Below are 24128 nucleotides of genomic sequence, written 5' to 3' on the forward strand. Positions count from 1 at the left end.
GCGGCGCCGAGCCGCATTCCGCTGTCACTGCAACTGGTCGCAAATCTCTGAAGCAAAGTCGGCTCGCGACGGAGCACGCGCTCGATCTCCTCTTGCACGACGCCGACTCGCGCGTTAGATACTGAACCACATGGTTCAGTTTTCGAGTGCCCGCCTCGATGCGTCCTTCGCCGCGCTTTCCGACGCGACCCGGCGCGGCGTTCTGGAGCAGCTCGGACGAGCCGACGCTTCGATCACGGACCTCGCCGAGACGTTTCACATGACCCTCACGGGCATGAAGAAGCACGTCGGCGTCCTCGAGCGGGCCGGGCTCGTCACCACCGAGAAGGTCGGCCGCGTGCGTACCTGCAAGCTCGGCCCGCGGGGGCTCGACGAAGAGACGGCGTGGATCGAGAGGTACCGCCAGATCTGGGCCGCGCGCTTCGACGAGCTGGACAAGGTCATCGAGGAGCTGAAGCGAAAGGAGAACGTCGATGGACGCAAGTAAAGAGAGTGAGCCCAAATTGACGAGCAATCGCACGACGGTGGAACCGAAGTCCGATCGCGAGATCGTCGTCACACGGACCTTCGATGCCCCGGCGCGCATCGTGTTCCAGGCGTGGACCACGCCGGAGCTGTTCAGGCGGTGGTGGATACCGAAGTCGATGCCCGTGCCTCTACTTTCCTACGAAGCGGATATTCGCGCCGGCGGCAGCTACCGCCTGGTCTTTGGTCACGATGCCGCGCAGCCGATGGCGTTCTTCGGCACGTACCTCGAAGTGACACCGCATTCGCGCATCGTGTGGACGAACGACGAAGCGGGCGACGATGGCGCCGTCACGACCGTGACCCTCGAGGAGAGAGGCGGCAAGACGCTGCAGGTGCTGCACGAGCTCTATCGATCGAAGCAAGCGCGCGACGCCGCCCTGGCCTCGGGCGCGTACAGCGGGATGGGCGAGACGTTCGAGCAGCTCGATGAGCTCCTCGTCACGCTCGGTACGACGGCGCGATCGTCCTGAAGCCACGCATTCGTCCTGAGATGCTTAGGGATAAATCCTGCGCGGCGCTTGCGTCTCGATTTGCAGCGCTCTAGCCTCTCGTGGCATCGCAAAGATCACCTTCGGAGCGGGAACGAGGCGCCCGTTCGAGGATGATCTCGTACGGCATCCATCTCCCGATGGATAAGAACTATGGAATTCTCCAGCGCCGCTGGGGTTCACCTGCTTTCTATCGCAATGACGAAGACCTTGCATGGCTCGACGGACGAATCGGAGCACTTGGCGCGTCAAGTGATCGACCTCGTATTGCGCCGCAATCGGGACGCTTGGCCGCTCGGCGGCCCGGTGGCGCCGGAGGTGCTGGCGCAGCGGGCCGGGGAGACGATCACGAGAGCGGGCCTCGGGGGAAAGGAGGCGCTGCGGCGCTGGGTCGACGAGCTGGCGCCGGCGACGGTCGCGGCCGATCACCCCCGGTACTTCGCGTTCATCCCCCATGCGCCGACGGAGGCGTCGGTGCTCTTCGACCTCGTCGTGAGCGGAGCCGGGCTCTGCGCGGCCAGCTGGCTCGAAGCTGCGGGCGCCGTCTACGCCGAGAACGAGGCCTTGCGCTGGATCGCCGACCTCGCCGGCTTCCCCGCGGCGGCCGGGGGCACCTTCGTGCCCGGCGGGACGCTGGGCACCCTCTCGGCGCTCCATGCGGCGCGACATGCAGCGCTCGTGCGGCGCCATGGGGCACGGCCGGCCCGCTGGAAGCTGGCGGCGTCGACCGACGGCCACTCGTCGATCAAGCAGGCGGCGCGCATCATGGACGTCGATCTGATCGAGGTCCCCGTCGATGGCCGCCACCGCATGACGAGCACGACCCTCCGGGGAGCGCTCGAGGCGCAGGGGGACGATGGGCTCTTCGCGGTGGTCGCGTCGGCAGGAGGAACGAACCTGGGCCTGATCGATGATCTCTCCGGTGTCGCGCAGGTCTGCCGCGAACGGGGCGCATGGCTGCACGTCGACGGAGCCTACGGGCTCGCGGCGCTGGCCGCGCCGAGCAAGCGAGCGGCCTTCGCCGGGATCGAGATGGCCGACAGCTTCACCGTCAATCCACACAAATGGCTCTTCGCGCCCTACGACTGCTGCGCGCTCATCTACCGCGACCCGGCCCAGGCGAGGGCGGCGCACAACCAATCGGCGGCCTACCTGGATCCCATCAACGACGGCGCCGATTGGAATCCCGCGGACTACGCGTTGCAGCTGAGCCGGCGCGCTCGCGGGCTGCCGTTCTGGTTCTCGCTCGCCGTTCACGGGACGGACGCGTACTCCGAGGCGATCGAGACGACGCTGGCGCTGACGCAGCAGGCGGCAGAGGCGATCCGCGCGAGGCCGTTCCTGGAGCTGCTCATCGAACCCGAGCTGAGCGTCCTCGTGTTCCGCCGCCGCGGCTGGTCCGCGGCGGACTACGATGCCTGGTCGGCCCACCTGATCGCCTCCGGCGCGGGGTTCGTCGTCCCCACGACGTTCCAGGGCGAACCGGCCGTGCGGATCGTCATCATCGACCCGCGGAAGACGCATGCCGACATCGAGAGGGTGCTCGACGCGATGAAGGACGCTCCTCGCTGACCGGGCCTGACGGCCGCGCCTCAGCTCAGCCTCGCGAGGGCTTGCGCGAGATCCGCGATCAGGTCGTCCGCGTCTTCCAGCCCGACCGACAGGCGGAAGAGATCGTCGGCCGGCCTGCTCCCTTCCGAGGCCTCCCCACCGGCATCCTGGACCATCGAGTGCGACATCGATTGGGCGTGCTCGATGACGCTATAGATCCCTCCCAGGCTCACCGAGAGCCCGATGAGCTGGGGCGCCTCCAGGAGCCGCGCGATGTTGCTCGCAGGACCCGCCACGGAGAAGGAGATGACGCCCCCGCCGCCGCCGAGGAGCTCGCGCGCCCGGTCGTGCTGCGGATGCGACGGCAGGCGCGGATACCGAACCGACGTGACCCGGGGATGCATCTCCAGGAACTCGGCGATGCGGGCGGCGCTCGCGTTTTGTTGCGCCACGCGCACATGAATCGTCTTGAGACCCTCGGAGACGAGCCAGGCCGCGTGCGGATCCATACAAGAGCCATACAGCGTCTGCTTGCGCCAGATCTTCTCGGCGAGCGCGTCCGAGCACATAGCGGCGCCGCCGTGGACGGCGAAGTGGCCGCTCAAGTACTTCGTCAGGCTATGGACCACGACATCGGCTCCCAGGGTCGAGGTCTCCAGGACCCCGGGAGGGGTGAACGTCGCGTCGCAGATGCTCGTCGCCCCGTACCGAGAGGCCAGCCGGCAAATCTGCTTGCAGTCCGGCAAGATGAGCTCTGGATTGCTCAGCGTCTCGAAGTACACCGATCGGCAGCCGTGTCGGAGCAGCTCCTCGAGCTGCTCCGTCTCCTCGGGCACGAAGAAGCGAACCTCGTAGCCGAAGCGTCGCATCTCTTCGGCGCAGAACCTGAGGCTGTCGCCGTAGATGCGGGTCGACACCGCGAGCGTGTCGCCAGGGTCGTTGAGGGCGAGCAGCGCGGTCGTGATCGCCGACATGCCCGAAGGGAAGGCGATCGCGGTCTCCGTCTCGGCGAGCGACGCCAGCTGCTTCTCCAGGAAGCTGACCGTCGGGTTGCCCCAGCGCGTGTAGTAAGAGCTCGGCCGCGTCGCATGCTCCGCGCCGACAGCGGCATCGTAGCTCGGCATGCGGAAGAGCGTGGTCTGATAGATCGGCTGAACTACCGGCACATTCTCCGCGGCGACCGGCTTCGTAAGGAGGAGCCTAGAGCTGCTTTTCACCAGAACCTCGTAGGAGCCCGCGGCGATCGCCGCTCGGCGCTCCCTGGTCGATAGATGAGGTGCTTCATTCGCAATACGATTCCAGCTTCCCTCGACGTCGGACGTCCAGCGTGACGCAGTGGAAGCCCCCGCCGAGGGTGCGGCCGTGGCGCAGCCGCAGCGGGATCACCTCCACGCGGTGCCGTTCGAGCAGGCGGATCAGGCGCGTCTGATCTGCGTCCACGACGGCCAGGTGCGGGCTGAGCATCAGCAGGTTGATCCCCAGCCAGATCGACGCGCTCGGCGCGAGATCCGAGTAGCGAACGACCTCCATCTCGGGAGCTTCGATGACCTCCCACCCCCTGAGCGGAGCCGGGAGGTTGTCCTTGTTGACGCGCTCTGGATTGATCAGCACGAGGCCAGGACGTATGGGGGCCAGGGTGGTGTCGATATGCGAGCCGCAATAGAGATCGCGGCAGGGATGGACGCGGTACTCCGGCCCGAGCGCGCTCTGCAGCCACCGTGCGCCCAGCTCGTTGCCGGTGGATGACACGAGGTAGATGATGTCGCGCCCGAGGCGGAGCACGTTGGCAGCGTCGAAGGCGGGCTCTATCTCTCGCAGGGTCGGCTGAGCGGGGTTGCTGGTCTCGTAGAGCTCATCCCTCAGCGACGGCTTCGGCGCCGAGAGCCAGCGAGAGCCGTGCCTCAAGTAGCCGACGATGATGTCACGGTAGGCCATGGACTCGAAGTACCGCGATCGGAACGGGTTCGGTGACTCGATGACCGTGTCGCCGATCGCGAGCAGGACGTCTCGCGGGCAGTACGGAAAGTAGTATTCGGATTCCCAGAACGGCGTTCGGACGAGGCCAGGGAAGTCGATCGGCTTCGGCCTCTGGACGACGATGCCCAGCCTGTCCAGGATCTCGATGAAGCGCTCGAGATCATCTTCTGTCTCCTCGATCACCCTGGCCGGGAACCTTCGGTCCTGGGCCGACTCGAGGATGTGCCGCGTGCTGGGCTCGATCGCGTTCATCCCGTGGTCGAAATAGGGCAGCTGTGCGAACTTCGCGCTGCCGACGATCACCTCTTCCAGCGGATCCCACTCGTTGTGCACTTCAACGCTGATTCTCGTGTTCGTAAGCATGTTCCTGCTCTCGATCCTGTAAAGGTTGTCATCGTTGTTGAGCGCTCGCCGGCCGCGCTGCCTGCGCGTCCTCGCGTCGCCGGCTCGAGCCGAGCGCCCGGTCGCCCGCCTGGTCAGGCGCTCGCGACGGATCTCTCCATCTCCGGCCCGGGCAGCGACGCGAAGACCGTGGAGAGCGCGGCCAGGCCCTTCGGACGCTTCAGCTCGGCGTACGCAGGATCCCTCCTCAAGATGGTGTGCGCTTCCTTCAAGCGCCAGAGGGGGACCCTGGGGAAGAGGTGATGGACCAGATGGTATCCTTCGCCCTCCTCCTCTCCGAGCAGGAGCCGCTCGGCTGGTCCGTAATCTCGGTTCCACGTCATGCATATATCGACGCGCGACGCGGTCTCGATCAGCGGATAATGCTCCAGCAGCTCTGCGACAGCCCCTATCCAGACCTGCGTGGTGACGAGCGGGACTATCCAGTACGCCGCGAGCGCCCCGAGCCACCCCGTGGCCGCGGCGGCGGCGACGATGGTCAGGAGGCCGACGAGCCTGACGTAGCGCTCCCAGCTCGCTTCTTCCCTGTGCAAGATCCTGTGTCGAATCAGGTACGCGATGTACGACAACGTCGAGCGTGGGCCAGCCAGGCTCATCAAATAGTCGCGCAGCTTTGCTCGCTGGAGGTTTGGCCCGCACAGCCCGACGCGCTGGTACTGGAGGTAGTCGGGATCTCGCCGGGGATCGCCGAAACGACCGTGATGGTTGACCACGTGGGAAAGGCGGTATCCAGTGTAGCTCTGAAGCACAGGATGTCCCGCGAGCGCCGCTCCGATGATGGAGCCTATCTTGGTGTTCGACATGAGCGTGCCGTGGCAGGCCTGATGGAGCACGCCCGCGAGCGCGCGCTGCCGCCCGCCTATGAAGAAGATCGCGACGAGGTACGACGCGGCGCCCGCCGCCAGAGGGAGATGCCGCCACGACCAGCATGAAAACCAAACCCACAATGAAATGAACAGCCAGTGCCTGACGATCTCCAGGGGGCCATGCCAGTTGTCCGCCGTGTAGCAGGCCCTGACGTCTTTGAGGATGTCTTTCGAGAACTTGTGTCTCTTGATCGAGCTCGCCGTTGTTCCCAAGGCTGCATTCTCCTGGCGGTCATCGACGGTCATCGACGTAGGATTTGCAATGCATGTGCCAGGCCGTGCCGTCTGGGGGAGGGCCCATCTCGTCGCCTGCGTGACGCCCCCAGCTGGGCCGGACATGCGGATAGGGACGGGGCGTATCTTCGCTGGAGAGACCGCTCGCGCCCCGCAGCGCGCGGCGAACATCGCCGCTCAGCGCGCACGCCGAGGCGTTCGAGGGAGGGCGGCCTCACCTCGTGCCGCGCCGTGATGCCGCCGATCGAGCAACGGCCCGATCTCGACGCGGCGGCGAGGGGAGGGCACGTGTAACATGAGACGTGGCACAGGTCACGTGCCACGCGCCGCGTGCCATGTCTCATGTTACACGTGCCCGGCGAGGAGCCCTGGCTGCGCGCTATCGCCGAGCAGGCGTAGCTGCGCGCTCATCCATTTCCGCGCTCGCGCCCGGGGAGGGCGACCGCCCCGCAGCCGATCGCGACCCGTCCCGGAGTCGTGGTCGAATTCGAACATGAAGGCGGGAAGGCGGGAAGAAAACCTTGATGATCTTCCCGCCTTCCCGCCTTCCCGCCTTCATGTGGACTCGCTCTGGGCAAAGTTGTCCACTACCCGTCCCGGAGGCCAACGATCCCGGTCCGGCCGCTCTGGTAAGTCGCCACGGATCCCGCGGGCACAGCTCTTGCTGTGAACCTGTCCGACCGACTTGCTGTTTGGATTTTCTCGTCGCACAAGGGGCAACATGACACAGTACATCATCCGGCTGGCAGTCCAGTCCGACAAGCCGGCCATTCGTTGCTTGCAGGGACAGTTCATGGCGGAGATCGAGGATCCTCTGGAGCTCGTCGAGTCCGACTACGACCGCAGCGACTTCATCCTCGTCGAGGCGGTGGATGGGAGCTCGAGGCGCGCCGTCGGGATGATGAGCATCATGCACGCCTCCAGCGCCCCCTTCGTCTTCGAGAGGGTGATCCGTGACGTGTGGCAGCGTATCGACGTGCGCGCTCTGACGGGGCGGACCGACCTCCGGCGCGAGGATCTCGTCGAGGTCGATTGGCTCTACCTGGAGAAGCCCCACCGGGCCAAGCAGCTCACCCGGCTCCTGATGGCCGCGTGCGTCCTCCATGCCCACCGCCGGGGCTATCCGGTAATCGCCGTCATCACGAACGCAGCATCCAAGGTCGTGTTGCTGAGCGGCCTCTTTCACGGAAGTGGACTGGCGATCGAGATTGGCGGCGTCCCCTACGAGCTCGGCACGGTCTGGCCTGCTCAGAGCGCGGCCTTCATGGCGGATTTCGTCCAGTCCGCATGCGCGGCGGATCCTCGCCTCGCGTGGCACCTCGACGGCAGCTGAGGCGCGGGCGCACCCGGCGCGGCCGCCGGGCGGGCGCCTTGAACGCCCCTGGCCGGACGCCTGGCGGGCAGCGCTAGCGGCTCTCCCGGGCGCGCGCCTTGCGCCGGTAGGCGCCCGGGGTCTCGCCCATGTGGCGCTTGAACGCCTTCACGAACGCGCCGTCGGTGTCGTAGCCCACCGCGGTCGCCACCGCCGCGGTGCTCGCGGCCTCGTCGGCGAGCATGTCGGCGGCGCGGTGCATGCGCCAGCGCGTCAGGTACTCGAGCGGCGCGAGGCCGAGCACCCCTTTGAAGCGGGCGGCGAACGCCGAGCGCGACACGCCCGCGGCGCGCGCGAGCGCCTCGACGGTCCACGGGTCGGCGGGCCGCTCGTGCATCCGCTGCAAGGCGACGCCGAGCGTCGGATCCCAGAGGGCCCGCAGCCACCCCGCCTCCTCGCACGTGACGCCCGCGACGTGGGTGCGCAGCGCCTGCACGAACAGCACGTCGGCCAGGCGGCCCGCGACCAGCTCGTAGCCGGGCAGCTCCGCGTCCATCTCGGCGGCGACGAACTGCAGCGTGGACTCCAGCCATCGAGTCGCGACGCCGCCGTCGCCCTTCACGTGAATCAGCTCGGGGAGGCTCGCGACGAGCGGGTTCAGGCGCGCGTCGGTGAAGTGGAGGCCGCCGGCGACGATCGTCGTCGGCGCCCCCTCGCCGCCGTAGTGCACGGTGCCGCCGCAGCGGCCCCCGCGCTGGGCGTACACCTCCTCGGCCGAGACGGCGCGCGAGCCGGGGCGATCGCGCAGCGCGTGCGCGAGCCGGGCGCGCAGGAAGACGACATCGCCGGGCGCCAGCGTCAGCCGGCGCCCGCCCACGTCGAGCACGCACCCGCCCCGCGAGAGCGCGTAAAAGGTCGTCACGTCGTGCCCGTCGACCCGCATGCCCCAGGGCGCCTTCATCTCGAGCCGCCCGTAGATCTGGCTCCGCAGCTGCACGCTGCGCAGCGTCTCCGTCAGGATGTCCATGCGTCCTCTCTGCTGGACGATCGAACCATTTTTATGGACGCTACAGCGCTGTCCGTCCGTTATCGAGCCCTTATCGTGACGTGCGCGGGCGGCCGGCGCCGGGGCGCCGCGGGCCCGCGACCCACCTGCGAAGGGAGAGCTCGTCATGACAACGAACAAGGAGAGGCTCGTCCTCGTCACGGGCGCCACGGGACAGCAGGGCGGCGGCGCCGCGCGAGCGCTGCTCTCGCGCGGCGTTCGCGTCCGGGCGCTCGTCAGGGACCCGAGCGGCGAGCCCGCCGCGGCGCTGCGCCGGCTCGGGGCCGACGTCGTGGGCGGCGACCTCGGCGATCGCGCCTCGCTCGAGGCCGCGGCCCGCGGGGCCGATGCCGTCTTCAGCGTGCAGCCGAGCGAGGGGCAGCCACAGTACGGCGTCACCTCGGACGACGAGCTGCGCTTCGGCAAGAACGTCGCCGACGCCGCGCGCGCGGCGGGGGTCCGGCACCTCGTCTACACCTCGATGGCCGGCCTCGTGCCGGGCACGGGCGTCGGCCACTTCGAGAGCAAGTGGCAGATCGAGGCGTACGTCCGCTCGCTCGACGTGCCGTTCACCCTCCTGCGCCCCGGCGCCTTCTTCGAGCTGCTCACCCAGCCGCAGTTCTACGCGACGCCGGGCGCGTTCACGTTCCTCTACCCGCCGCGGCATCGTATCCCCTTCATCGCGGCCGACGACATCGGCGCGATCGCGGCCGCGGTCTTCGCGGCGCCGGACGCCTTCGCGGGCCAGACGCTCGAGCTCGCGGGCGACGTGCTCACGGGCGAGGAGGTGGCGGCCGCGCTCGGGCGCGCGACGGGGCGGCCGCTCGCGTATGCGACCGTTCCGGCCGAGGCGCTGCGCCAGAACCCCTTGATCGAGCGCGTCGTCGAGGCCGCGATCAAGCTCCGCGTCGACGTCGACATCCCCTCGCTCCGCGCGCTTCACCCGGGGCTGAAGACGCTCGCGGCGTGGCTCGACGCAGGGGGCGCCGCGCGCATCCCCGTCGCGTCGCGCTGAAGGCCGCCCGCGGCGGCGCTCGCCGCGCGGCGAGCCCACCGACGTCCCAGCGCGCTCGCCCAGCCGAGGGCCGCCGCACCCCTATACGTCACCACGACGGCGGATCCTGGCGGTTTGCCCGCGCACGCCCTCACTCCGCCACGCGAAGACGATCGATCTCCTCCTGGGTGAAGCCGATATTCGCCGCAGCGCCGGTGTCGGCGACGATCTTCTTCGCGAGCAGCTCCGTGAGCGGGGCGAGGATGGAGAAATGATCGGCCTGCATCGCGGTGAAGGCCTGGAACGGGACGCCTGCCTGAGCCGCTCGGTCGGCCATCCACTGCGCGAGCCCTACATGGCTTGAGCCGCTCCCCTCGAAGTAGAAGGTTGGACGCCGGATGGACCGGACGAACGGCGCGGCCGAGCGGAGGAGGATCTCGGTGGCGTCCGTCGGATCGAACGGCACCCCGCCGTATGGATCGTAGCTCGCTGGATCCCGGAAGAGCGGGCTCCCGCCGATCGAGAACGCCGCGCGAAAGCCGTCGCTCCTCTCGGCGGCCAGCAGCACGAGGGTGCCCCCGGAGCTACGGCCGGCGAGGTAGATGCGATCCGGGTCCACATACGGGCGCTTGGCCACGTGATCTCGCAGCGCGAGGAGGTCGTCGACCTCGCCGTAGTACAGCTCGTAGTCGCCGGGGTTGTCGTTCTCGGCGCGCCAGGAGCCGACGGCGAGCACGATACCCGCCTCCCGGAACGCGCGCGCCGACTGGTCATTGCTCCGGGGAGCGGCCTCCCAGAACCAGCGGTCGATGCCGCCGAACCCGCCGTGCGCCCAGACGACGGCCGGGTGTTTCCGCGAGTCCTTCGGGTCCGGGGTGATGTACGCCGTCAGGCGCCCGACCGGCCCCTTGACGTGCACCTTCTCGAACGTCCCTCGCGGAGGCGTGGGCGCGGGCAGCCCATCGAACGCCTTCTCCGGCCTGCCCTTCCGGACCTTGGTGCGAAAGGCCGCCCGCGCCTCGGCCAGCGTCCGGGGATCTTCCTTGACCTCGGGGTGCCACCAGCGTGTCGGCCCGCGGTCGGCACCAGGATCGGTGACGCGAAAGGACCGGAGCAGCGTCGTCCGTCCCTCTGCGCCCTTGTCCCAGGAGGAGGCGGGCGCGGTGTACTCGACCCAGTAGAATACCTGCGCCCGTTCGGTGAACAGCAGCGTGGAGCGCCTGCCGCCGGCGTCCGTATCGGTCTCCAGCGCGAGGACGGGGCGCCCGTCGATCGGCGGCTCGTCCGTTCGCCTCGTCCGCCCGGCGCCGTTCGCGCGGTCGAGCTTCACGATGTCGCTCAGCACCCACTGCGCGAGCTCGACAAGCGTCATCGGCCCCGAGCTGCGCTTGGGCAGACAGGAGACCGAGAGTGTCACTCCGTCGGGGCCGAGCAAGCGCAGGTGCTCTTGCTGGCGCTCCGTCGCTTCGGTCCGAAATGCATCCGGAGCGTCGATCGCCGCCCCGCACCCCGGGACGGCGCGCGAGACAGGCCCCTGTCTCGGCGCTGCGGCATGGCTCGCGTCCGGCGTCCGGTCGCAACCGGCCAGCAGGATTGCGGCGGCGATCCAGGAGCGGAGGCGCGGGGAGCGCGCGGCGGGGGCGTTCGCGCGGGCGCTCTCGGCGCGCTTCGGGCGCTCGTCCCGCGCGAGGTCCGGAGGGGTGCTCTTCTGCGCGTTCTCCCCGGCGCGCGGCGTCGGCTCCCCGCCGACCGCATCGGGCGCCGCTCCGCGGTGGTGCATGCGTCGCTTCTCCATGGGTCATTCCAGCGTGAGCGCGCCCCGCTGGAGCGCGGGGACGGCGCCTCGCTGGCCGTCGCCATGGTACACGACTCTTCGGGAGCCTCCCGGGAGAATTGAAATTCAGACCGGAGGCTGCCGGGAGGTAGTGCTGCACTTTGGATCTGAGTGCTGCACTTTGACTCCGGACTCGCCGTGACGGGCTAAGTTCGGCCGGAAGTAGTGCAGCCCGCGAGCGTTGGCGCGCTCCGGGCTGCGTGGCCGAACCCCGCACGAACGAGGTCCGACGATGCAGTTGTACCTGATCCCACCCGACGGTGGGCAAGGCGGACGTGTACCTACACGTCGCCCGTACCATCGAAGCCGATCCCTCTCCCTTACCCCCGACGAGACGCGACGTCTCCGCGCTGCCCTGCGCGGGCTCAAGGCTCGCCTGGGCAGCTGGCGCGCCGTCTCCGCCGCGATGGGCGGCGTGCACACGCGCACGCTGGCCGGCGTCGCCTGCGGCATCGGGCGCGGCTCGCCCGCGCTCGTCCTGCTGGCCGCTCGCGTCGCTGAGACGACCGTTGAGCGCCTGCTGAGCCCACCCGTGGCGGCGGACCGCTGCGCCCACTGCGGGAGGAGCGGATGAGGCGCCCGCGGAAGGGGGCCGGACGCCCGCCTGCCGCACAACATCCCCGGAAGAAGCCGACGATGCAGGCGATCCTCGCCGAGCGCGGCGTCATCGTCGCCGTGCTCATCTCCAGCGGCGTGCCGCAGCGCGACCGCGACGACGTTGCGCAGGACATCCTCCTCGGCGCGTGGCGCTCGGTGAAGCGCGGCATGTACCGACCTGACCCGAAGGCCGAGCCGCGCAACGCGCTCCGCGCGTGGCTCTACGGCATCGCGTGGCGCAAGACCGGGCACTACCTCGGCAGCGCGTGGGTGCGGCGGGCAGTGCTTCATGCGCAGCCTCTCGGCAGGCTCCGCGAGCCCGTCGGCATCGACCTCCACGCCCAGATCGAGGCGCGTGAGGTACTCGACGCCATGGCGAGCCTGCCGGGCTGGCAGGTCGACGCGCTCCTCTCCGTGGACGACCCAGAGAGCGTCTCGGCGTACGCCCGGCGGCGCGGCATGAAGCCGGGCACAGCGGCGTCGCGGCTCAGGATCGCCAGGGAGGCGCTCGCGCTGAAGCTCCTCAGGTGGCGACGATGAACGACCACCCGACGAACTGCTTCTGACGCGCCTCGCCTCATGCCTTTTACGGAACATTCCAGGTAGCCAAGGCTGCCATGCCGTCCGGGGCTGCGTCGCATTTGGATCAGGTGCCACCCTAGGGCGCAGCCAGTAACAAGGACTCCTTCATTCCATGAATTTAGAACTACTAGAACCCCCGATGCTGTAGCTGACTGCACGAAGCACGGCGCATCCGAACAGGTTCGCAGCTCGCTGTCATCCTTCGCAAGCTCGTACCCTAAACCATCGAAATTCAACAGTTTCTTCGCACGTTGGCCCGCGTACTGTCCGGACAAAAATCCGCGATCGTTCGGCTCCGACCCGTGCTAGTCTAACGAACAAATGGGCCCAACCCCCGCCACCAAGGCCAGTGCCTATAATTCGGAGCTTACTCCGAGCCTTGCAGGGCCGCCGACTACGTTCAGGCTTCGCCAGATCGCGAAGGACTGCCTGGCCACAATCCCCAAGGTGCCGACGACTGAGCAAGGGCCTCTTCATCATATTCTCGGGATCTGCTACGCGGAGCGTGGCATTTTCGACGAGGCGCTGCGACATTTCAATGCTGCCTATGCGATCATGTCGAGCAAGATATCCTATTTGAACGCCGTATCCGCGCTGACCGACCTCGGTCGCGCGCACGATGCACTTGCCCGAGTGATGAAGGTCGCAAACGACGGCTTAGACTTCATGGTTCTGCTGCGCCTGTCAGGAATTTTTGCCAGTATGGGGCAGATAAATGATGCTCGTAACGCCTTGGAGGATGCCGCTGAGCAGGCAAGCACAGCGTTTGACCACTTCCGGGTAGCAACAGTCGCCGCCGACATGGGGCTTCATGTCGAAGCCTGCGAGATGTTTGCTCGAGCTATAGCTATCGATATGCGCAAGCCTCTGGGTGATGCCAGGGCGATTGATTTTATTATAGGTGCGCCTGATGAACTGAAAGGGTGCCTTCGGTACCATGGTGCACGCAGTCTTCAGGCGTCCATCCAAAAAATGATGGACGGTGCGGACGAGCTACTTGCCTACCATCGAATCTTGGCAAAGCTTGCGCATGATGTCGAACCGCTGCCAGAAACAATCAGCGATGCCCAGGAGGTATTTGACTCGATGACCCCGTTGCGACTACGTGCCAATCGAGCCGTGATGCATGGTGGCGACCATGGGTAAGCTCGACCTGAAGGCCGCAGCGGAGCGGGCCAGCGCGGTTCAATCACGTACGCGGCCGGGGGCCGTATATCTTATCTTGGACGAGGTCCTCAACTGGCCGGATAGCCGCGACAAGCCGAGGGGGCACAAGCACCACCGTGTGATCCTGCTCCAGGATGAGGAACTGTGTAGGCCGAACAGAGGTCCAGCCACCATCATGGTCGTACCGTGTTCATCGACAGGCGTTGGTGCGGCTGCGCCGTGGGACTTTGTTCTGCCTGAAGGCGAGAGCGGCTTCGATAAGCCTCGTGTCGTTGCCTACACCAGTCTGGTTCAGCCGATTTTAAAAACCGATCTGAATCAATATCTTGGCCAAGTGTCGAAGAGCACGTTGACTGAAATCAAGGCGCGCGCGCAACTTGTTCTGTCGATACAGAGGATGCCGATTAAGCTTCCTGACAGGCCACCTGCACATAGCGATGAAGGCGATGGCGTGCCTGCCGATGCCGCAGTCGATGCTTCCCCACAGCCGAACGTGGCGGCTGCGACGCCTGTGACGCCTACGGCGGCGACTATCGAAAGTGTAGCATTTTTTCGGTCGCCGAATGGCGAGCCACCGAAGTAGGGAGTGTGCGCTCCGGTGCGGCACACTTTCTTATGACTCGTTCTTGTAACGCCGGAGTGAGTGTCGGCATCGTTTGGCGTTAGTTTCTGTTTTGGCGCTAAACTCGTTGGCAACCACGCCCTGCCGCATCATCGAGCCCCGCGCATCGCGGCACCTCGGCTATGACATCCGCTGTCCTAGCGCCCCCTCTTCCGCGCGCTTGCGAGCGGTTTTCCTGGGCAAAAACGCTATAATCAGAAGGACCTTAGACGAAAACGCCCCGCCTCCGGCTGGAACCCGAAGGCAGGGCGGCAGAAGCCGCGCGGAGCGACCCGCCCGACGTCCTGGCAGACCGGATCGGTGGGCCCTCCGCCGGAGAAAGGCAAGGGTCCCGTGGCGAACGTGCTCCCGGCGGAGAAGCGCGTCCGCGTTCTGGCCGCCCTGCTGGATGGCAACAGCATCCGGGCGGTCGAGCGCATGACCGAGGTCAACCACCGCACCATCACGCGCCTCCTGCTGGAGCTGGGTGCCGGCGCGGTGCGGCTGCACGACCGCCTCGTGCGCGACGTGCAGTGCAGCCTGGTCCAGGTCGACGAGATCTGGTCCTTCGTCCAGAAGAAGCAGGCGCGCGTGACCGAGGCCGACCCGCCCGACGTGGGCGAGGCGTACACCTTCGTCGCCATCGACGCGACCAGCCGCATGGTCATCTCCTGGCGTGTCGGCAAGCGTGACCAGGCCACGACGGACGCCTTCATCGCCGACCTGCGGGCCCGCATGCTGGTCATGCCGCAGCTGACCAGCGACGGCTTCGCGCCGTACATCCCCGCCGTCGGCGCGTCCTTCGGGACGAGCATCGACTACATGCAGACGGTCAAGAACTACAACTCCGGCAGCCGTGGCCGGCGCGACGACCACCGGTACGAGCCGCCCCGCGACCCGTTCATCACGAAGTCGGTGGTCTACGGCGCGCCCGACCCGGCCAAGGCCTCGACGGCCTACGTGGAGCGCCTGAACGGCTCCACGCGCCACACCAACGGCCGCATGCGTCGCCTGTGTCTGGCCTTCTGGAAGAAGGCCGACCACCACCGCGCCGCCGTGGCGCTCAACTACGTGGCCTACAACCTGACCCGCGTCATCCGCACGCTGCGCGTCACGCCCGCGATGCAGGCCGGCATCACCGACCACGTGTGGACGCTGGACGAGCTCCTGGAGACGCTCCTGGCCGAAGAGGAGGGTGCCGCCCCCGAGGCGAAGCCGCTCACTCATCGCGAGCCCTCCGCGCCTGCGAGGCCGCTCCCGAACAACCGGGGCTTCCTGCGCCTCGTGACGGAGCCGACGCCCGCGTTGAAGCAGCGCCGCAAGAGCGAGCCACCGCCACCTCCGCCGGCATCCCCGGTCCAGGCCGTTCCTCCGCCTCCTCCCGAGCCGGCTCGCGGCCCGGTCCAGCTGTCCCTGTTCGATCCCCCGGAGGGGTCGTGAGTGCTGCACTTCGCTTCCGCAGAGTGCTGTACTTTGAGCGCGAGTGCTGCACTTCGGGGCAAAGTGCAGCACCACCCTGCCAGCAACCCCCTGGTAGAATTGAAATTCAGACCGGAGGCTGCCGAGGACCGCGCGGGGCCGGGCGGCGGCCCTCCCGCGCTCACGCCTGCTTGATCAGCTGGATATCGAGCGTGATCGAGATCTCATCCCCCACGAGGACGCCGCCGGTCTCGAGGACCGCGTTGAAGCTCATCCCGAAATCGCTGCGGCGGATCTTCGTCGTGGCGGCCGCGCCCAGCCGGCGGTTGCCGTACGGATCGTCGTGCTCGCCCGAGAGCTCGCTCACCGCGAGCGTCACCTCGCGCGAGACGCCGCGGATCGTCAGGTCGCCGACGACGTCGAGCCCCTCGCCGCGGCGGCGGACGCTCCTGGACACGAAGGTGATCGTCGGGTGCGCCTCGACGTCGAAGAAGTCGGCGCTCCGGAGGTGCTCGTCGCGCTTGTCCTCGCGCGTGTGGATCGACGCCGCGTCGATCGTGGCCGAGACCCTCGACGCCTCGGGGCGCCGCGGATCGTAGGTGACCTCCCCGGCGACGCCCGCGAACCCGCCGCGCACGTTCGAGATCATCATGTGGCGTACGGAGAACGAGACGCTCGAGTGGCTCGCGTCGATCGTCCACCGGGCGGCCTGGGAGGAAATCGCGCTCGGGGTGCTGGTGATGGTCGTGTTGTCCATGGCTCGTCGTCCTTCGTGAAGAGGGGCCCGCCGCGCCCGGCTCATCCGGGGCGCGCGCGCCGTGCGTCACAGGACCCACCATGCGTCGTTGCTCGAGGATGCACTAGACAGGCGTTCGAGAACGGGTTGTTCTCCTGGGACGAACAATGGACCTCAACCGCATCGCCGTCTTCGTGCGCGTCGTCGATGAGCAGGGCTTCACCGCGGCGGCCAGGGTCCTCGGGCTGCCGAAGTCGTCGATCAGCCGCTCGGTCGCGCTGCTCGAGGAGGCGCTCGGGGCGCGCCTCCTGCACCGCTCGACGCGCAGCGTGCGGCTCACGGAGGCCGGCGCGGCGTTCTACGAGCGGGCGTCGCGCGGCGTCGCGAGCCTCGAGGAGGCCGCCGCGATGGTGGCCGACCTCCAGTCGGTGGTGCGCGGCCCGATCCGCATCACCGCGCCCGTCGACGTCGGCGTCGCCATGCTCGAGCCGGCGGTCGCCCGGTTCGTGCGGCGCCACCCGGCGGTCCGCGTCGACGTCGTCCTCACGGGGCGCGTCGTGGATCTCGTGGAGGAGGGCTTCGACCTGGCGCTGCGGGCCGGGCCGCTCCGCGACGGCTCGATCATCGCGCGGAAGATCGGGCAGGTGGAGGACGCGCTGTACGCCTCGCCGCGGTACCTCGAGCGCGCCGGGGTCCCCGGCAGCCTCGCCGACCTGGCGGCGCACCGGTGCGTCCTCTTCCGCGCGACGCGGAACCGCGCCGCGTGGACGCTCACGGGGCCCGCGGGGGAGGAGACGGTGGAGGTCGAGGGGCCGCTCGCCGTCGACGAGCTCAGCTTCGCGCGCCGCGCGGTGCTGGCGGGCGTCGGCGTCGGCCTCCTCCCGATGATCCTCTGCGCCCGCGAGGTCGCGCGGGGCCGCCTCGTGCGCGTGCTGCCGTCGCACATGGCCTCGGACGCCCCCTTGCACCTCGTGTACCCGTCCGCGCGATACCTGCCTCATCGCGTCGCGGTGTTCCGCGACTTCCTCGTCGAATCGCTCACGCGGCGATTCCAGCGCTCGCCGTGACCGCCGCTTCTATCGCGACGCGAGCGACTGGTCCGGCAGCGAGGGCGCCCGGAGACCGGCTGCGTCGAAGCGGACCCGGAGGGGCGCTATCTGCCGTTCGTGCTGGTGGCCGCCCTGAGGATGTCGGCCCAGCTCCGGCCGCCGTTCGGTCGCGGATCGACGCTGGCGGCGAGCAACTCGTCGTCGACCCCTCGGTTGCGCTGCCTGAGCGACGCGAACCTCCTCGCGACGCGCCAGGTCCGCTCGATCCAGCGCAGCGGGCCGGATGCCGCGCGGGCGCTCCTCTCCGTGGCCTCACCCGGGTTCCGCGGAGGCCGCGCTTGCGTCGACAACTGCAGCTGCGCTCGCGTCGACGACGCGAGAGCCTCGGTCGCGCGATTCATCGCAGCCTCCGGCCTGTTCATCGCCCAGTTCGTGGGATCGGTGCCGTGCTTGAGCTCGAAGACCGCGTGGTCGATGTAGTTCTGAAGCCACCTCCTCAGGAATGAGCCGACCTTGCTGCGCCCGCGGGGCGCTTGTCTGGGCTTGCTCAAGGTCTGGCGCCGCGCCACCGCCGAGGAGCCCGCCGGCGAGCTCGTCGCGAGGCCCGACTCGTCGATGAAGCTCAGGGGGTCGTGCGCCGCGTAGGCGTACGCGTGGCACTCGAGCAAGCGCGTCACGCAGAGCTCGGGCTCCACGAGCACATACGGGTCCGGGGTCGCGAAGCTCGCGAGCGACGGGACGTACTCGCGCGCCCCCATGTGCACGAGCCCCGTGTCGGGATCGCGCAGCTGCCCCGTGAACCCGAACACCATCTCGGTGCTGTCGAGCCCGGACGACCTGTCCTCGATGCCCCGGGCGAGCGCGCCGAACGGCGTCGGATCGGCCGAGAGGACCGCGTCGCCCCGCTCGTCGACCACGCGGCGCACCACCCCGAGCTGGTCGTCGACGAGCCCGAAGACGCGTGTCTCGTTGACGAGGAGCGCGACGCGCCGATCCTCGAGGCGTACGAGGCTCTGGCGCTCCACCCCGTCGTCGCGCGTGGTCCGCGTGGGATACACGACGAGCGACACGGGGACCTCGCGGTCCCCTTCGCGACGGAGCGCGCGCCTGGAGATCCGCTCGCCGAACGCGTCATACCCGTAAACGACGGCCCCGCCGTCGACCTCGACGCGCCTGAGCCGCCCCCAGGGGTCGTACGCGGCGCGGCGGAACGGCCCGAAGGAGACGAGCCGGCCGAGCTCGTCTAGCTCACCATCGCCCCCGTCCGGCAGCGGCAGCGCGTCGCGGCCTGCCTCACCGACGAAGGGGTGCGCCTCCGTCCCCTCGCCGAACGCGTCGACCTGGCCGGACGGTGTGTACGCGTACGCGTGGGCCACGCCTGACGCGGCCGCCCCGAGGAGCTCGCCGCGCGCGCTGTACGTGTACGAGGTGACGCGGAGGGCCTGGCCGCCGACGTCGCCCGCGCCGGGGGCGGCATCCCGCGCCGCGACGATGCGCCCGTCCGCGCGGCGGTCGAAGGTCACGTCCTGCAGGGCCCCACGATCGCACGGAGCCGGGCCGTCGCCCGCGCACGCGCGGAGATGCGTGAGCTGCCCCGAGCTCGGGTCATGGCCGATGTGACGGTGCAGGCGGGCGGGCGGGACGCGGTAGCCCGCGAGCTCGCCGCGGGCGTCATGAGCGATGTCCGCGAGGAGCGTGACGGCCGCGCGCCCGCCGGCCGACCACGCGATCGACGAGGGGGCGCCGCCCGGCGTTCGCGCGAACTCGAGCGTGTTGCCGAACGGGTCGCGGTACGAGGCGAGCGTGCCGTCGAGGCCGTACGAGAGCCGCTCGTCGTACTCGCGGCGCGCATCGTCGGCCTCGAAGGACGTGCGCCGGCCCGTGACGCGGCCGTCGCGACCGTACTCGAACGCCGTGTCCAGGCGGTGCCCGCCCACGCGATCGAACACCGTCGCGCCGACGAGGCGCCCCACGAGCGCGGCCTCGTGCGGCTCGCCGTCGCGCGCATCGTAGGCGAGCGTGATCTCGTCCCAGCCGTCCGGGCGCGAGGAGGACGACGCGAACAGGGTGCTCGTGCGGTCGAGCGCGTCGTAGGTCGCCTCGATGCTCTCCGAGGCGGTGAACGCGCGATCCCAGGTGCGCTGCTCGATCACGCGCCCGCGCGCGTCGCGGATCCACAGGCGCGTGATGCCGCCCGGAAGCGACGCCATCGCGATGTCGCCAGCCGAGTCGTAGGCCACGCGGCGCGGCGCCTCGGAGCCCGCGAGCTCGATCGCGCGCAGGCCCCCGCGCTCGTCCCGCTCGTAGCGATGCACGTGTCCGAGCTCGTCGACGATCGCGTAGACCTCGTCCTCGCCGCGCGCGATCGTGAGGCGCGTCTCGACGGCGGCCCCCGATCCTGCGCCGAGGTCCCTCTCGACGCGCTGGCCCCACGGCTCGTGGGCGGTGCGCGTCACGAGGCGCGCCGCGTCTGTGCTGGCCACGACGCGCCCGAGGCCGTCGACCACGGTGCTCGTCCCGCGCGCCGCGCCGTCGGGCGGCGAGGGGAAGCGCCCCTCGTCAAAAGCCGTGTCGATGCGCTTCTCGCTGGAATACGGGAGCGCTTCGAAGACGCGCTCGCCGCGGCGCCCGTAGCGGGCGAACGAGGCGATGCGTGCGCCCCCCGCCTCGTGCGCCACCGCCTCGCCGAGGAGGAGGCCGTCGGCGCGGAAGGCGACGAGGCGCTCGACGAGCGCGCCGTCTGCCTCCGCCGCCGCGCGCCGCTCCGTGAGGCGAACGAGCGCGGGGCCCCGGTCGCGCGCATCCCGGTACGCATGCCGGACCTCTGCACCGCTGGAGCGCGCCACGCGCACAGCGCGATGGAGGGCGTCGCGCTCGGTGAGCGCCACGTCGCCCTGCGGCGTCCGGACGTGCGTGGGCAGGAGGCTCCGCGCCGGGACGACCCCCTCGGCCCGCGGGGCGAGCGTCGTCAGCGCGCAGCCCTCCGTGCCGTAGCAGTACTGCGTGGCGTGGCCGAGGGCGTTTCGCGTCTCGATCAGCAAGACGCCGGTCGCGTCGTAGACGCTCGTGTCCAGGGGCCCGAGCGCGTCCGAGGTCTCCACCACATTACCGAAGGCGTCGTAGCGAACCGTCACGACCTGGGTGCGCGGCGCCAGCAGCGGCGCGCGCACCGCGGCGGGCAACGCGGCGAGCGCTTCCGCGTCGATGAGGAGAGGCTGGCTCGCGCGGACCGGCAGCGGAAGATCAGAGCTATATTCGTAGGATGTCTGGTGCAGCACCCGCCCCGAGGGCCCCGCGAGCAGCGACCGCTCCCGGAGCGCCGTGAGCACGCCGCGCGCCTCCCAACCCGCGTCATACGCGAAGGTGCTCACATGGCTCCGCGCCGGCAGCTCCGTCCCGTTCGGCCCGGCGACCGCGGACGCCGACTCCTCCTGGCGGACGAGCCGGTTGTAGGCCGTGTCGTACGAGAAGGTCTGCGTCACGGTCGCCGCCTCCGCGCACGGCCCCGCAGCGCACGCGGGCGGGCAGCCAGCCGCGCCACACTGCGTGTCCCGAATGCTCGCCTGCTGCAGGAACGCCGGCGTCTTCGGCCCGGGCGCCGCCGGCACCAAGGCCCACCGCTCCTCGTGCACCGCGAGCAGCGCCTCCACCTCGTAGGGCTCCTCGTCCCAGGTCTCCGCCGTCTGCGACACCGCCTCGATGCCGCGCGGCCCGAGGCTCGCGCCCGCCGCGATCCGCCCGGCCTGCGCGCCCGAGAGCCTCGGGTGGAACGACTCCTCGGTGCGCAGCTTGCCGGCCAAGAAGCGCCTCACCGGCGCAGCCGCCGACGCCACCTGGTAGACGCGCCGGCGAACGATGCTCGCCGCGCTGTCGTCTCCCGCATCGAGCTCTTCGCTCTGCCCGAAGCCCGCGAAGTCACGCTCTCGCTCGTTGAAGCACGGCGCGTGGTACTGAAACTCCCGCACCCGCGGCGCCTCGGCGCCCACGGCGGTCAGGTGTCGCTTCACCACCGTCACCGGATACGGCAGCGCCCGCACCCGCGCGTCGTCGCGGCCGAAGCGGCGCGCGTCGCGGATCAACTCGTCCGTGCTGGTCGCGTACTGCACGGCGTGCCTGAGCCCCGGGCCCTCCTCCGCCTCCGACAAGAGGTCAGGGCCGATCAGGTTCTTCACCCCGTCTCGGTTGAAGTCGATGACCTTGATCCGGCCGCCGCCCGCGTTCGACTCGTAGACGAGGATCTCCTCCGCGCCGTCGGCGTCGATGTCCAGGACCCGGGTGTTCCACTTGTTGTCCGGATCGACGGACACCCCTTCGTCGAGCGGCATCCGCCGCTCGGCGGCGAAGCCCTTCTCCCCTCGTCCGAGCCAGACGCCGAGCTCGTTGGCCGCCGCCGTCACGTTGACCAGGTCCATGTCCCCGTCGCCGTTGACGTCGATCAGCCACATCGCGTTGATGTTTTGGCTCGCCGCGAGCCCGGGCACCGACACGAATCGGCCCTGCCCGCACACCGGGTCGTTCGCGCTCGAGTCCCCGAACAGCAGCCCTCCTGTCAGCTTCGCCACCGAGGACGAGCCTGCCGGGTACGCCACCACCTTGCCCTGGTTCTCGTAGACGCAGATGCCCTTCTCGCCGGCGCCGCTCGACCGGATGACCGCGAAGTCGGTCAGTCCGTCGCCGTTCGCGTCCAGGAAGCGATAGGCCGGGTTGTCGAGCTCCGTCCCTGCCCCCTGCCGGAACGGGAAGGTCAGCCCCACGAGCGGCTTGAACGACAGCGCGCTGGCGCCGGGCTCGGTCACGTTGACGAAGGCCGTCCACGTGCTGTCCGTCGACCCGGCCACCGTCGTGAGCAGGTCTGCCTTGCCGTCGGCGTTCAGGTCCACGGCCTGGGTCCGGCCGCGCGCGAACCGCGAGAACTCGACATCGACCACCGTCGCGCTCGCCGCGGCCGCGAACGGTCGGGTCCGGTCCGCGCGGCCCGCATAGTGCGCGAGCTCCGTTCGCGTCCCCGACGCCGTGGCCTGCACGAGGTCCGTCCGACCGTCGCCGTCGAAGTCGCCCGAGAGGAACACGCTCGTGGCCTGGGCTGTCGCGTCGAACCGGGGCACCTCGGTCCGCGACACCCCGGAGGTGGTCCGCTCCACGGTGAGCGGCGCGCGGCTCTGCGCGAACAGGCTGGCGTCGGCGAGATCGCCGCTGTTGTACGACGGCACGCTCGTCCCCTCGCGCGCCGAGTAGCGCACGATGTCAGCGAGGCCGTCGGAGTCGATGTCCAGAAGCTCCGAGCCGCCGCTCGGACCGAAGCCGAAGACGTCCGGCACTTCCATGTCATAGACCAGCTCGTGGCCGGACAGGTCGTCGGCTCTCCACGCCGTGTAGCGGAACCGGATCAGCGGCTCTGCCGGCGTCGACCGGTCGAACGGCGCCTGGCTGCGCCCGAACCGATACACCCCCAAAAGCTTGCTCTCGCTGCTGAGCGAGGCCGCAACGCGCTGCCGGTCGGACGCGAAGTCTTCGCTCGCCAGCGCCTGGCAATCCGGGTGCGTCACGATCTCCGGGCCGCTCTCGCCGTGCACCGCGTGCACGAAGCACCAGGTGTACATCGGCTCGCCGTCGAAGCTCGCCACGAGCTTCGTGTACAGCTGCCCCGGCCCCTGCGGGTAGCCCATCAAGTGGCTCACCCGCCCTTCGGTCCGCAGCACCGACTCCAGGGTGTACACCGAGCGTCCTCCGGCGAACCGCACGCTCTTGAGGTACGACCGGTCGCCCGCCTTCGTGTACTCGTACGACACCGCGTCGCCCGTGGGCGAGATGGCGTGCACGAGCGGCCACCGCGTCGCGGAGAACGCCGAGGAGCCGGCCACCCCCTCGGCGACGTTTGCCTCCTCGCTGTAGATCTCCCGCCGGCCGTCCGGATACACCACCTCGAACCCGGTGAACGCCACGCTCTTCAGCGCGCCCGACGCGTCGCGCATCGCCACTGTCCCGCCTTGCGGATTGCGGTAGAGCCGAACGGTGGTCTCAGAGGCGTCGAGCCGGTACTCGACCCTCGTCTTGCCGCTCACCGTGTCCGTCTTGACCCAGACCAGGCGCTCGGCGCCGAGCGCCAGGCGCGCGGTGACATCCTGCGAGCTGCTGAGGCGAGCACGGTAGGGCACGCCCCAGTCGGTGGTCATCTGAATCGACGGCACGCTCAAGCTGAACCCCACGCCGAACCCCTCCGAAAGATCGGCGGGCGCTTGCGTGTACGACAGCGCCACCCCCGCATCGGAGGATACGCGCGTCGGCAGCGCCGGAAACGAGAGGCTCGCCGAGAGCGCACCGCGATCCGGCGACACGACGAGGTCGAGCCCCGGCTGCGGCGCCAGCGCCGAGACATCGCTGGACGCCGCGCCCGCTGACGACGCCGGACGCGAGAGCTCCTCCTCGGAGCTCGCGACGTCGTCCCCGGGAACGTCTTCCCCGCATGCGGCCAGCGCGAGGGCGAGGCCAAAAGACCACAAGGTTCTTCGCTTCATCGTGCGTCATCCATCGAGGGTTGACCCCGCACGCGCTCAGCGTGAGAGGCAGGAAAGCACGAGGCGGCTCGAGTCGTCGGACTCACCCGCTCTCACAGGCGCCTCCGAGCAACCCGATCCGCCATCGTGCTCATGCTGGCATCACCGCTCGCGACCACGACGTGCGAGCGGTATCGACGTCACGAGTGCCAGTACATCGGCGCCCGGCCTACGAGCCGCGCGATGCGGCGT

17 protein-coding genes are annotated in these 24128 nt (G+C 69.3%); 10 read left to right on the top strand and 7 right to left on the bottom strand.

Going from position 1 to position 24128, the window contains the following annotated elements; translation table 11 throughout:
• The first annotated feature begins 130 nt into the window (after positions 1–130).
• The 3 genes from WMF33_RS05060 to WMF33_RS05070 all read left to right on the top strand — a co-directional run bounded on the left by WMF33_RS05060 (position 131) and on the right by WMF33_RS05070 (position 2588).
• Entirely contained in the window at positions 131–487 is a 357-nt protein-coding gene (locus tag WMF33_RS05060) for an ArsR/SmtB family transcription factor (RefSeq protein ID WP_437336068.1), read from the top strand.
• The gene (locus WMF33_RS05065) at positions 474–998 is read left to right on the top strand and encodes an SRPBCC family protein (protein ID WP_437336069.1); all 525 of its coding nucleotides are present in this window, start codon (positions 474–476) and stop codon (positions 996–998) included. Before WMF33_RS05060 ends, WMF33_RS05065 begins: the two co-directional genes overlap by 14 nt.
• A 270-nt stretch (positions 999–1268) precedes the next feature.
• Entirely contained in the window at positions 1269–2588 is a 1320-nt protein-coding gene (locus WMF33_RS05070; protein WP_437336070.1) for a pyridoxal phosphate-dependent decarboxylase family protein, read from the top strand.
• Positions 2589–2608: 20 nt separating this feature from the next.
• Here the strand turns inward: WMF33_RS05070 and WMF33_RS05075 are convergent, their stop codons facing one another.
• From WMF33_RS05075 to WMF33_RS05085, 3 genes are all read right to left on the bottom strand, one after another.
• The gene (locus tag WMF33_RS05075) at positions 2609–3784 is read right to left on the bottom strand and encodes a trans-sulfuration enzyme family protein (RefSeq protein WP_437336071.1); all 1176 of its coding nucleotides are present in this window, start codon (positions 3782–3784) and stop codon (positions 2609–2611) included.
• A gap of 64 nt (positions 3785–3848) precedes the next feature.
• Positions 3849–4907 carry an inosamine-phosphate amidinotransferase 1 gene (locus WMF33_RS05080; RefSeq protein ID WP_437336072.1) on the bottom strand — a complete coding sequence of 353 codons (1059 nt, stop codon included), beginning with the start codon at positions 4905–4907 and terminating at the stop codon, positions 3849–3851.
• 113 nt (positions 4908–5020) lie between these two features.
• Positions 5021–6058: a fatty acid desaturase family protein gene (locus tag WMF33_RS05085; protein WP_437336073.1), complete on the bottom strand. Its 1038-nt coding sequence runs from the start codon at positions 6056–6058 to the stop codon at positions 5021–5023.
• A gap of 709 nt (positions 6059–6767) precedes the next feature.
• Here WMF33_RS05085 and WMF33_RS05090 point away from each other — a divergent pair.
• The gene (locus WMF33_RS05090) at positions 6768–7379 is read left to right on the top strand and encodes a hypothetical protein (RefSeq protein ID WP_437336074.1); all 612 of its coding nucleotides are present in this window, start codon (positions 6768–6770) and stop codon (positions 7377–7379) included.
• A gap of 73 nt (positions 7380–7452) precedes the next feature.
• Here WMF33_RS05090 and WMF33_RS05095 read toward each other — a convergent pair whose 3' ends face one another.
• Complete coding sequence (locus WMF33_RS05095; protein WP_437336075.1) at positions 7453–8385, bottom strand: AraC family transcriptional regulator; 933 nt, start codon at positions 8383–8385, stop codon at positions 7453–7455.
• Between the two features lie 145 nt (positions 8386–8530).
• Between WMF33_RS05095 and WMF33_RS05100 the strand changes: the two genes are divergently transcribed.
• Positions 8531–9418 carry an NmrA family NAD(P)-binding protein gene (locus WMF33_RS05100; RefSeq protein WP_437336076.1) on the top strand — a complete coding sequence of 296 codons (888 nt, stop codon included), beginning with the start codon at positions 8531–8533 and terminating at the stop codon, positions 9416–9418.
• 130 nt (positions 9419–9548) lie between these two features.
• Here WMF33_RS05100 and WMF33_RS05105 read toward each other — a convergent pair whose 3' ends face one another.
• Positions 9549–11192 (bottom strand): alpha/beta hydrolase family protein, encoded by a 1644-nt coding sequence (locus WMF33_RS05105; RefSeq protein ID WP_437336077.1) that lies wholly within the window; start codon positions 11190–11192, stop codon positions 9549–9551.
• Positions 11193–11801: 609 nt separating this feature from the next.
• Between WMF33_RS05105 and WMF33_RS05110 the strand changes: the two genes are divergently transcribed.
• From WMF33_RS05110 to WMF33_RS05125, 4 genes are all read left to right on the top strand, one after another.
• Positions 11802–12368: an RNA polymerase sigma factor gene (locus tag WMF33_RS05110; RefSeq protein ID WP_437336078.1), complete on the top strand. Its 567-nt coding sequence runs from the start codon at positions 11802–11804 to the stop codon at positions 12366–12368.
• 363 nt (positions 12369–12731) lie between these two features.
• On the top strand, positions 12732–13556 hold the full coding sequence (locus WMF33_RS05115; RefSeq protein ID WP_437336079.1) for a tetratricopeptide repeat protein: 825 nt from the start codon (positions 12732–12734) through the stop codon (positions 13554–13556).
• Positions 13549–14160 carry a type II toxin-antitoxin system PemK/MazF family toxin gene (locus tag WMF33_RS05120; protein ID WP_437336080.1) on the top strand — a complete coding sequence of 204 codons (612 nt, stop codon included), beginning with the start codon at positions 13549–13551 and terminating at the stop codon, positions 14158–14160. The genes WMF33_RS05115 and WMF33_RS05120 overlap by 8 nt, the downstream gene beginning before the upstream one ends.
• Before the next feature lie 372 nt (positions 14161–14532).
• The gene (locus WMF33_RS05125) at positions 14533–15618 is read left to right on the top strand and encodes a transposase (protein ID WP_437336081.1); all 1086 of its coding nucleotides are present in this window, start codon (positions 14533–14535) and stop codon (positions 15616–15618) included.
• 160 nt (positions 15619–15778) lie between these two features.
• Here WMF33_RS05125 and WMF33_RS05130 read toward each other — a convergent pair whose 3' ends face one another.
• Complete coding sequence (locus tag WMF33_RS05130; RefSeq protein ID WP_437336082.1) at positions 15779–16354, bottom strand: YceI family protein; 576 nt, start codon at positions 16352–16354, stop codon at positions 15779–15781.
• A 146-nt stretch (positions 16355–16500) separates the two neighbouring features.
• Here WMF33_RS05130 and WMF33_RS05135 point away from each other — a divergent pair, with 146 nt between their 5' ends.
• Positions 16501–17400, top strand: a complete 900-nt coding sequence (locus WMF33_RS05135; protein ID WP_437336083.1) for a LysR family transcriptional regulator — start codon at positions 16501–16503, stop codon at positions 17398–17400.
• An 86-nt stretch (positions 17401–17486) separates the two neighbouring features.
• On the opposite strand, the gene WMF33_RS05140 is transcribed toward WMF33_RS05135, so the two are convergent.
• Positions 17487–23897 carry a toxin TcdB middle/N-terminal domain-containing protein gene (locus tag WMF33_RS05140; RefSeq protein ID WP_437336084.1) on the bottom strand — a complete coding sequence of 2137 codons (6411 nt, stop codon included), beginning with the start codon at positions 23895–23897 and terminating at the stop codon, positions 17487–17489.
• Between the last annotated feature and the right edge of the window lie 231 nt (positions 23898–24128).

It is taken from the genome of Sorangium sp. So ce394, from assembly GCF_051474665.1.
GTDB lineage: Bacteria > Myxococcota_A > Polyangia > Polyangiales > Polyangiaceae > Sorangium > Sorangium cellulosum_D.

Coding starts and splice junctions, on each gene's coding strand:
- WMF33_RS05100 (WP_437336076.1), top strand. CDS start 8,531: ATGACAACGAACAAGGAGAGGCTCGTCCTCGTCACGGGCGCCACGGGA.
- WMF33_RS05060 (WP_437336068.1), top strand. CDS start 131: ATGGTTCAGTTTTCGAGTGCCCGCCTCGATGCGTCCTTCGCCGCGCTT.
- WMF33_RS05115 (WP_437336079.1), top strand. CDS start 12,732: ATGGGCCCAACCCCCGCCACCAAGGCCAGTGCCTATAATTCGGAGCTT.
- WMF33_RS05140 (WP_437336084.1), bottom strand. CDS start 23,897: ATGAAGCGAAGAACCTTGTGGTCTTTTGGCCTCGCCCTCGCGCTGGCC.
- WMF33_RS05130 (WP_437336082.1), bottom strand. CDS start 16,354: ATGGACAACACGACCATCACCAGCACCCCGAGCGCGATTTCCTCCCAG.
- WMF33_RS05090 (WP_437336074.1), top strand. CDS start 6,768: ATGACACAGTACATCATCCGGCTGGCAGTCCAGTCCGACAAGCCGGCC.
- WMF33_RS05120 (WP_437336080.1), top strand. CDS start 13,549: ATGGGTAAGCTCGACCTGAAGGCCGCAGCGGAGCGGGCCAGCGCGGTT.
- WMF33_RS05135 (WP_437336083.1), top strand. CDS start 16,501: ATGGACCTCAACCGCATCGCCGTCTTCGTGCGCGTCGTCGATGAGCAG.
- WMF33_RS05105 (WP_437336077.1), bottom strand. CDS start 11,192: ATGGAGAAGCGACGCATGCACCACCGCGGAGCGGCGCCCGATGCGGTC.
- WMF33_RS05095 (WP_437336075.1), bottom strand. CDS start 8,385: ATGGACATCCTGACGGAGACGCTGCGCAGCGTGCAGCTGCGGAGCCAG.
- WMF33_RS05110 (WP_437336078.1), top strand. CDS start 11,802: ATGAGGCGCCCGCGGAAGGGGGCCGGACGCCCGCCTGCCGCACAACAT.
- WMF33_RS05085 (WP_437336073.1), bottom strand. CDS start 6,058: ATGACCGTCGATGACCGCCAGGAGAATGCAGCCTTGGGAACAACGGCG.
- WMF33_RS05080 (WP_437336072.1), bottom strand. CDS start 4,907: ATGCTTACGAACACGAGAATCAGCGTTGAAGTGCACAACGAGTGGGAT.
- WMF33_RS05065 (WP_437336069.1), top strand. CDS start 474: ATGGACGCAAGTAAAGAGAGTGAGCCCAAATTGACGAGCAATCGCACG.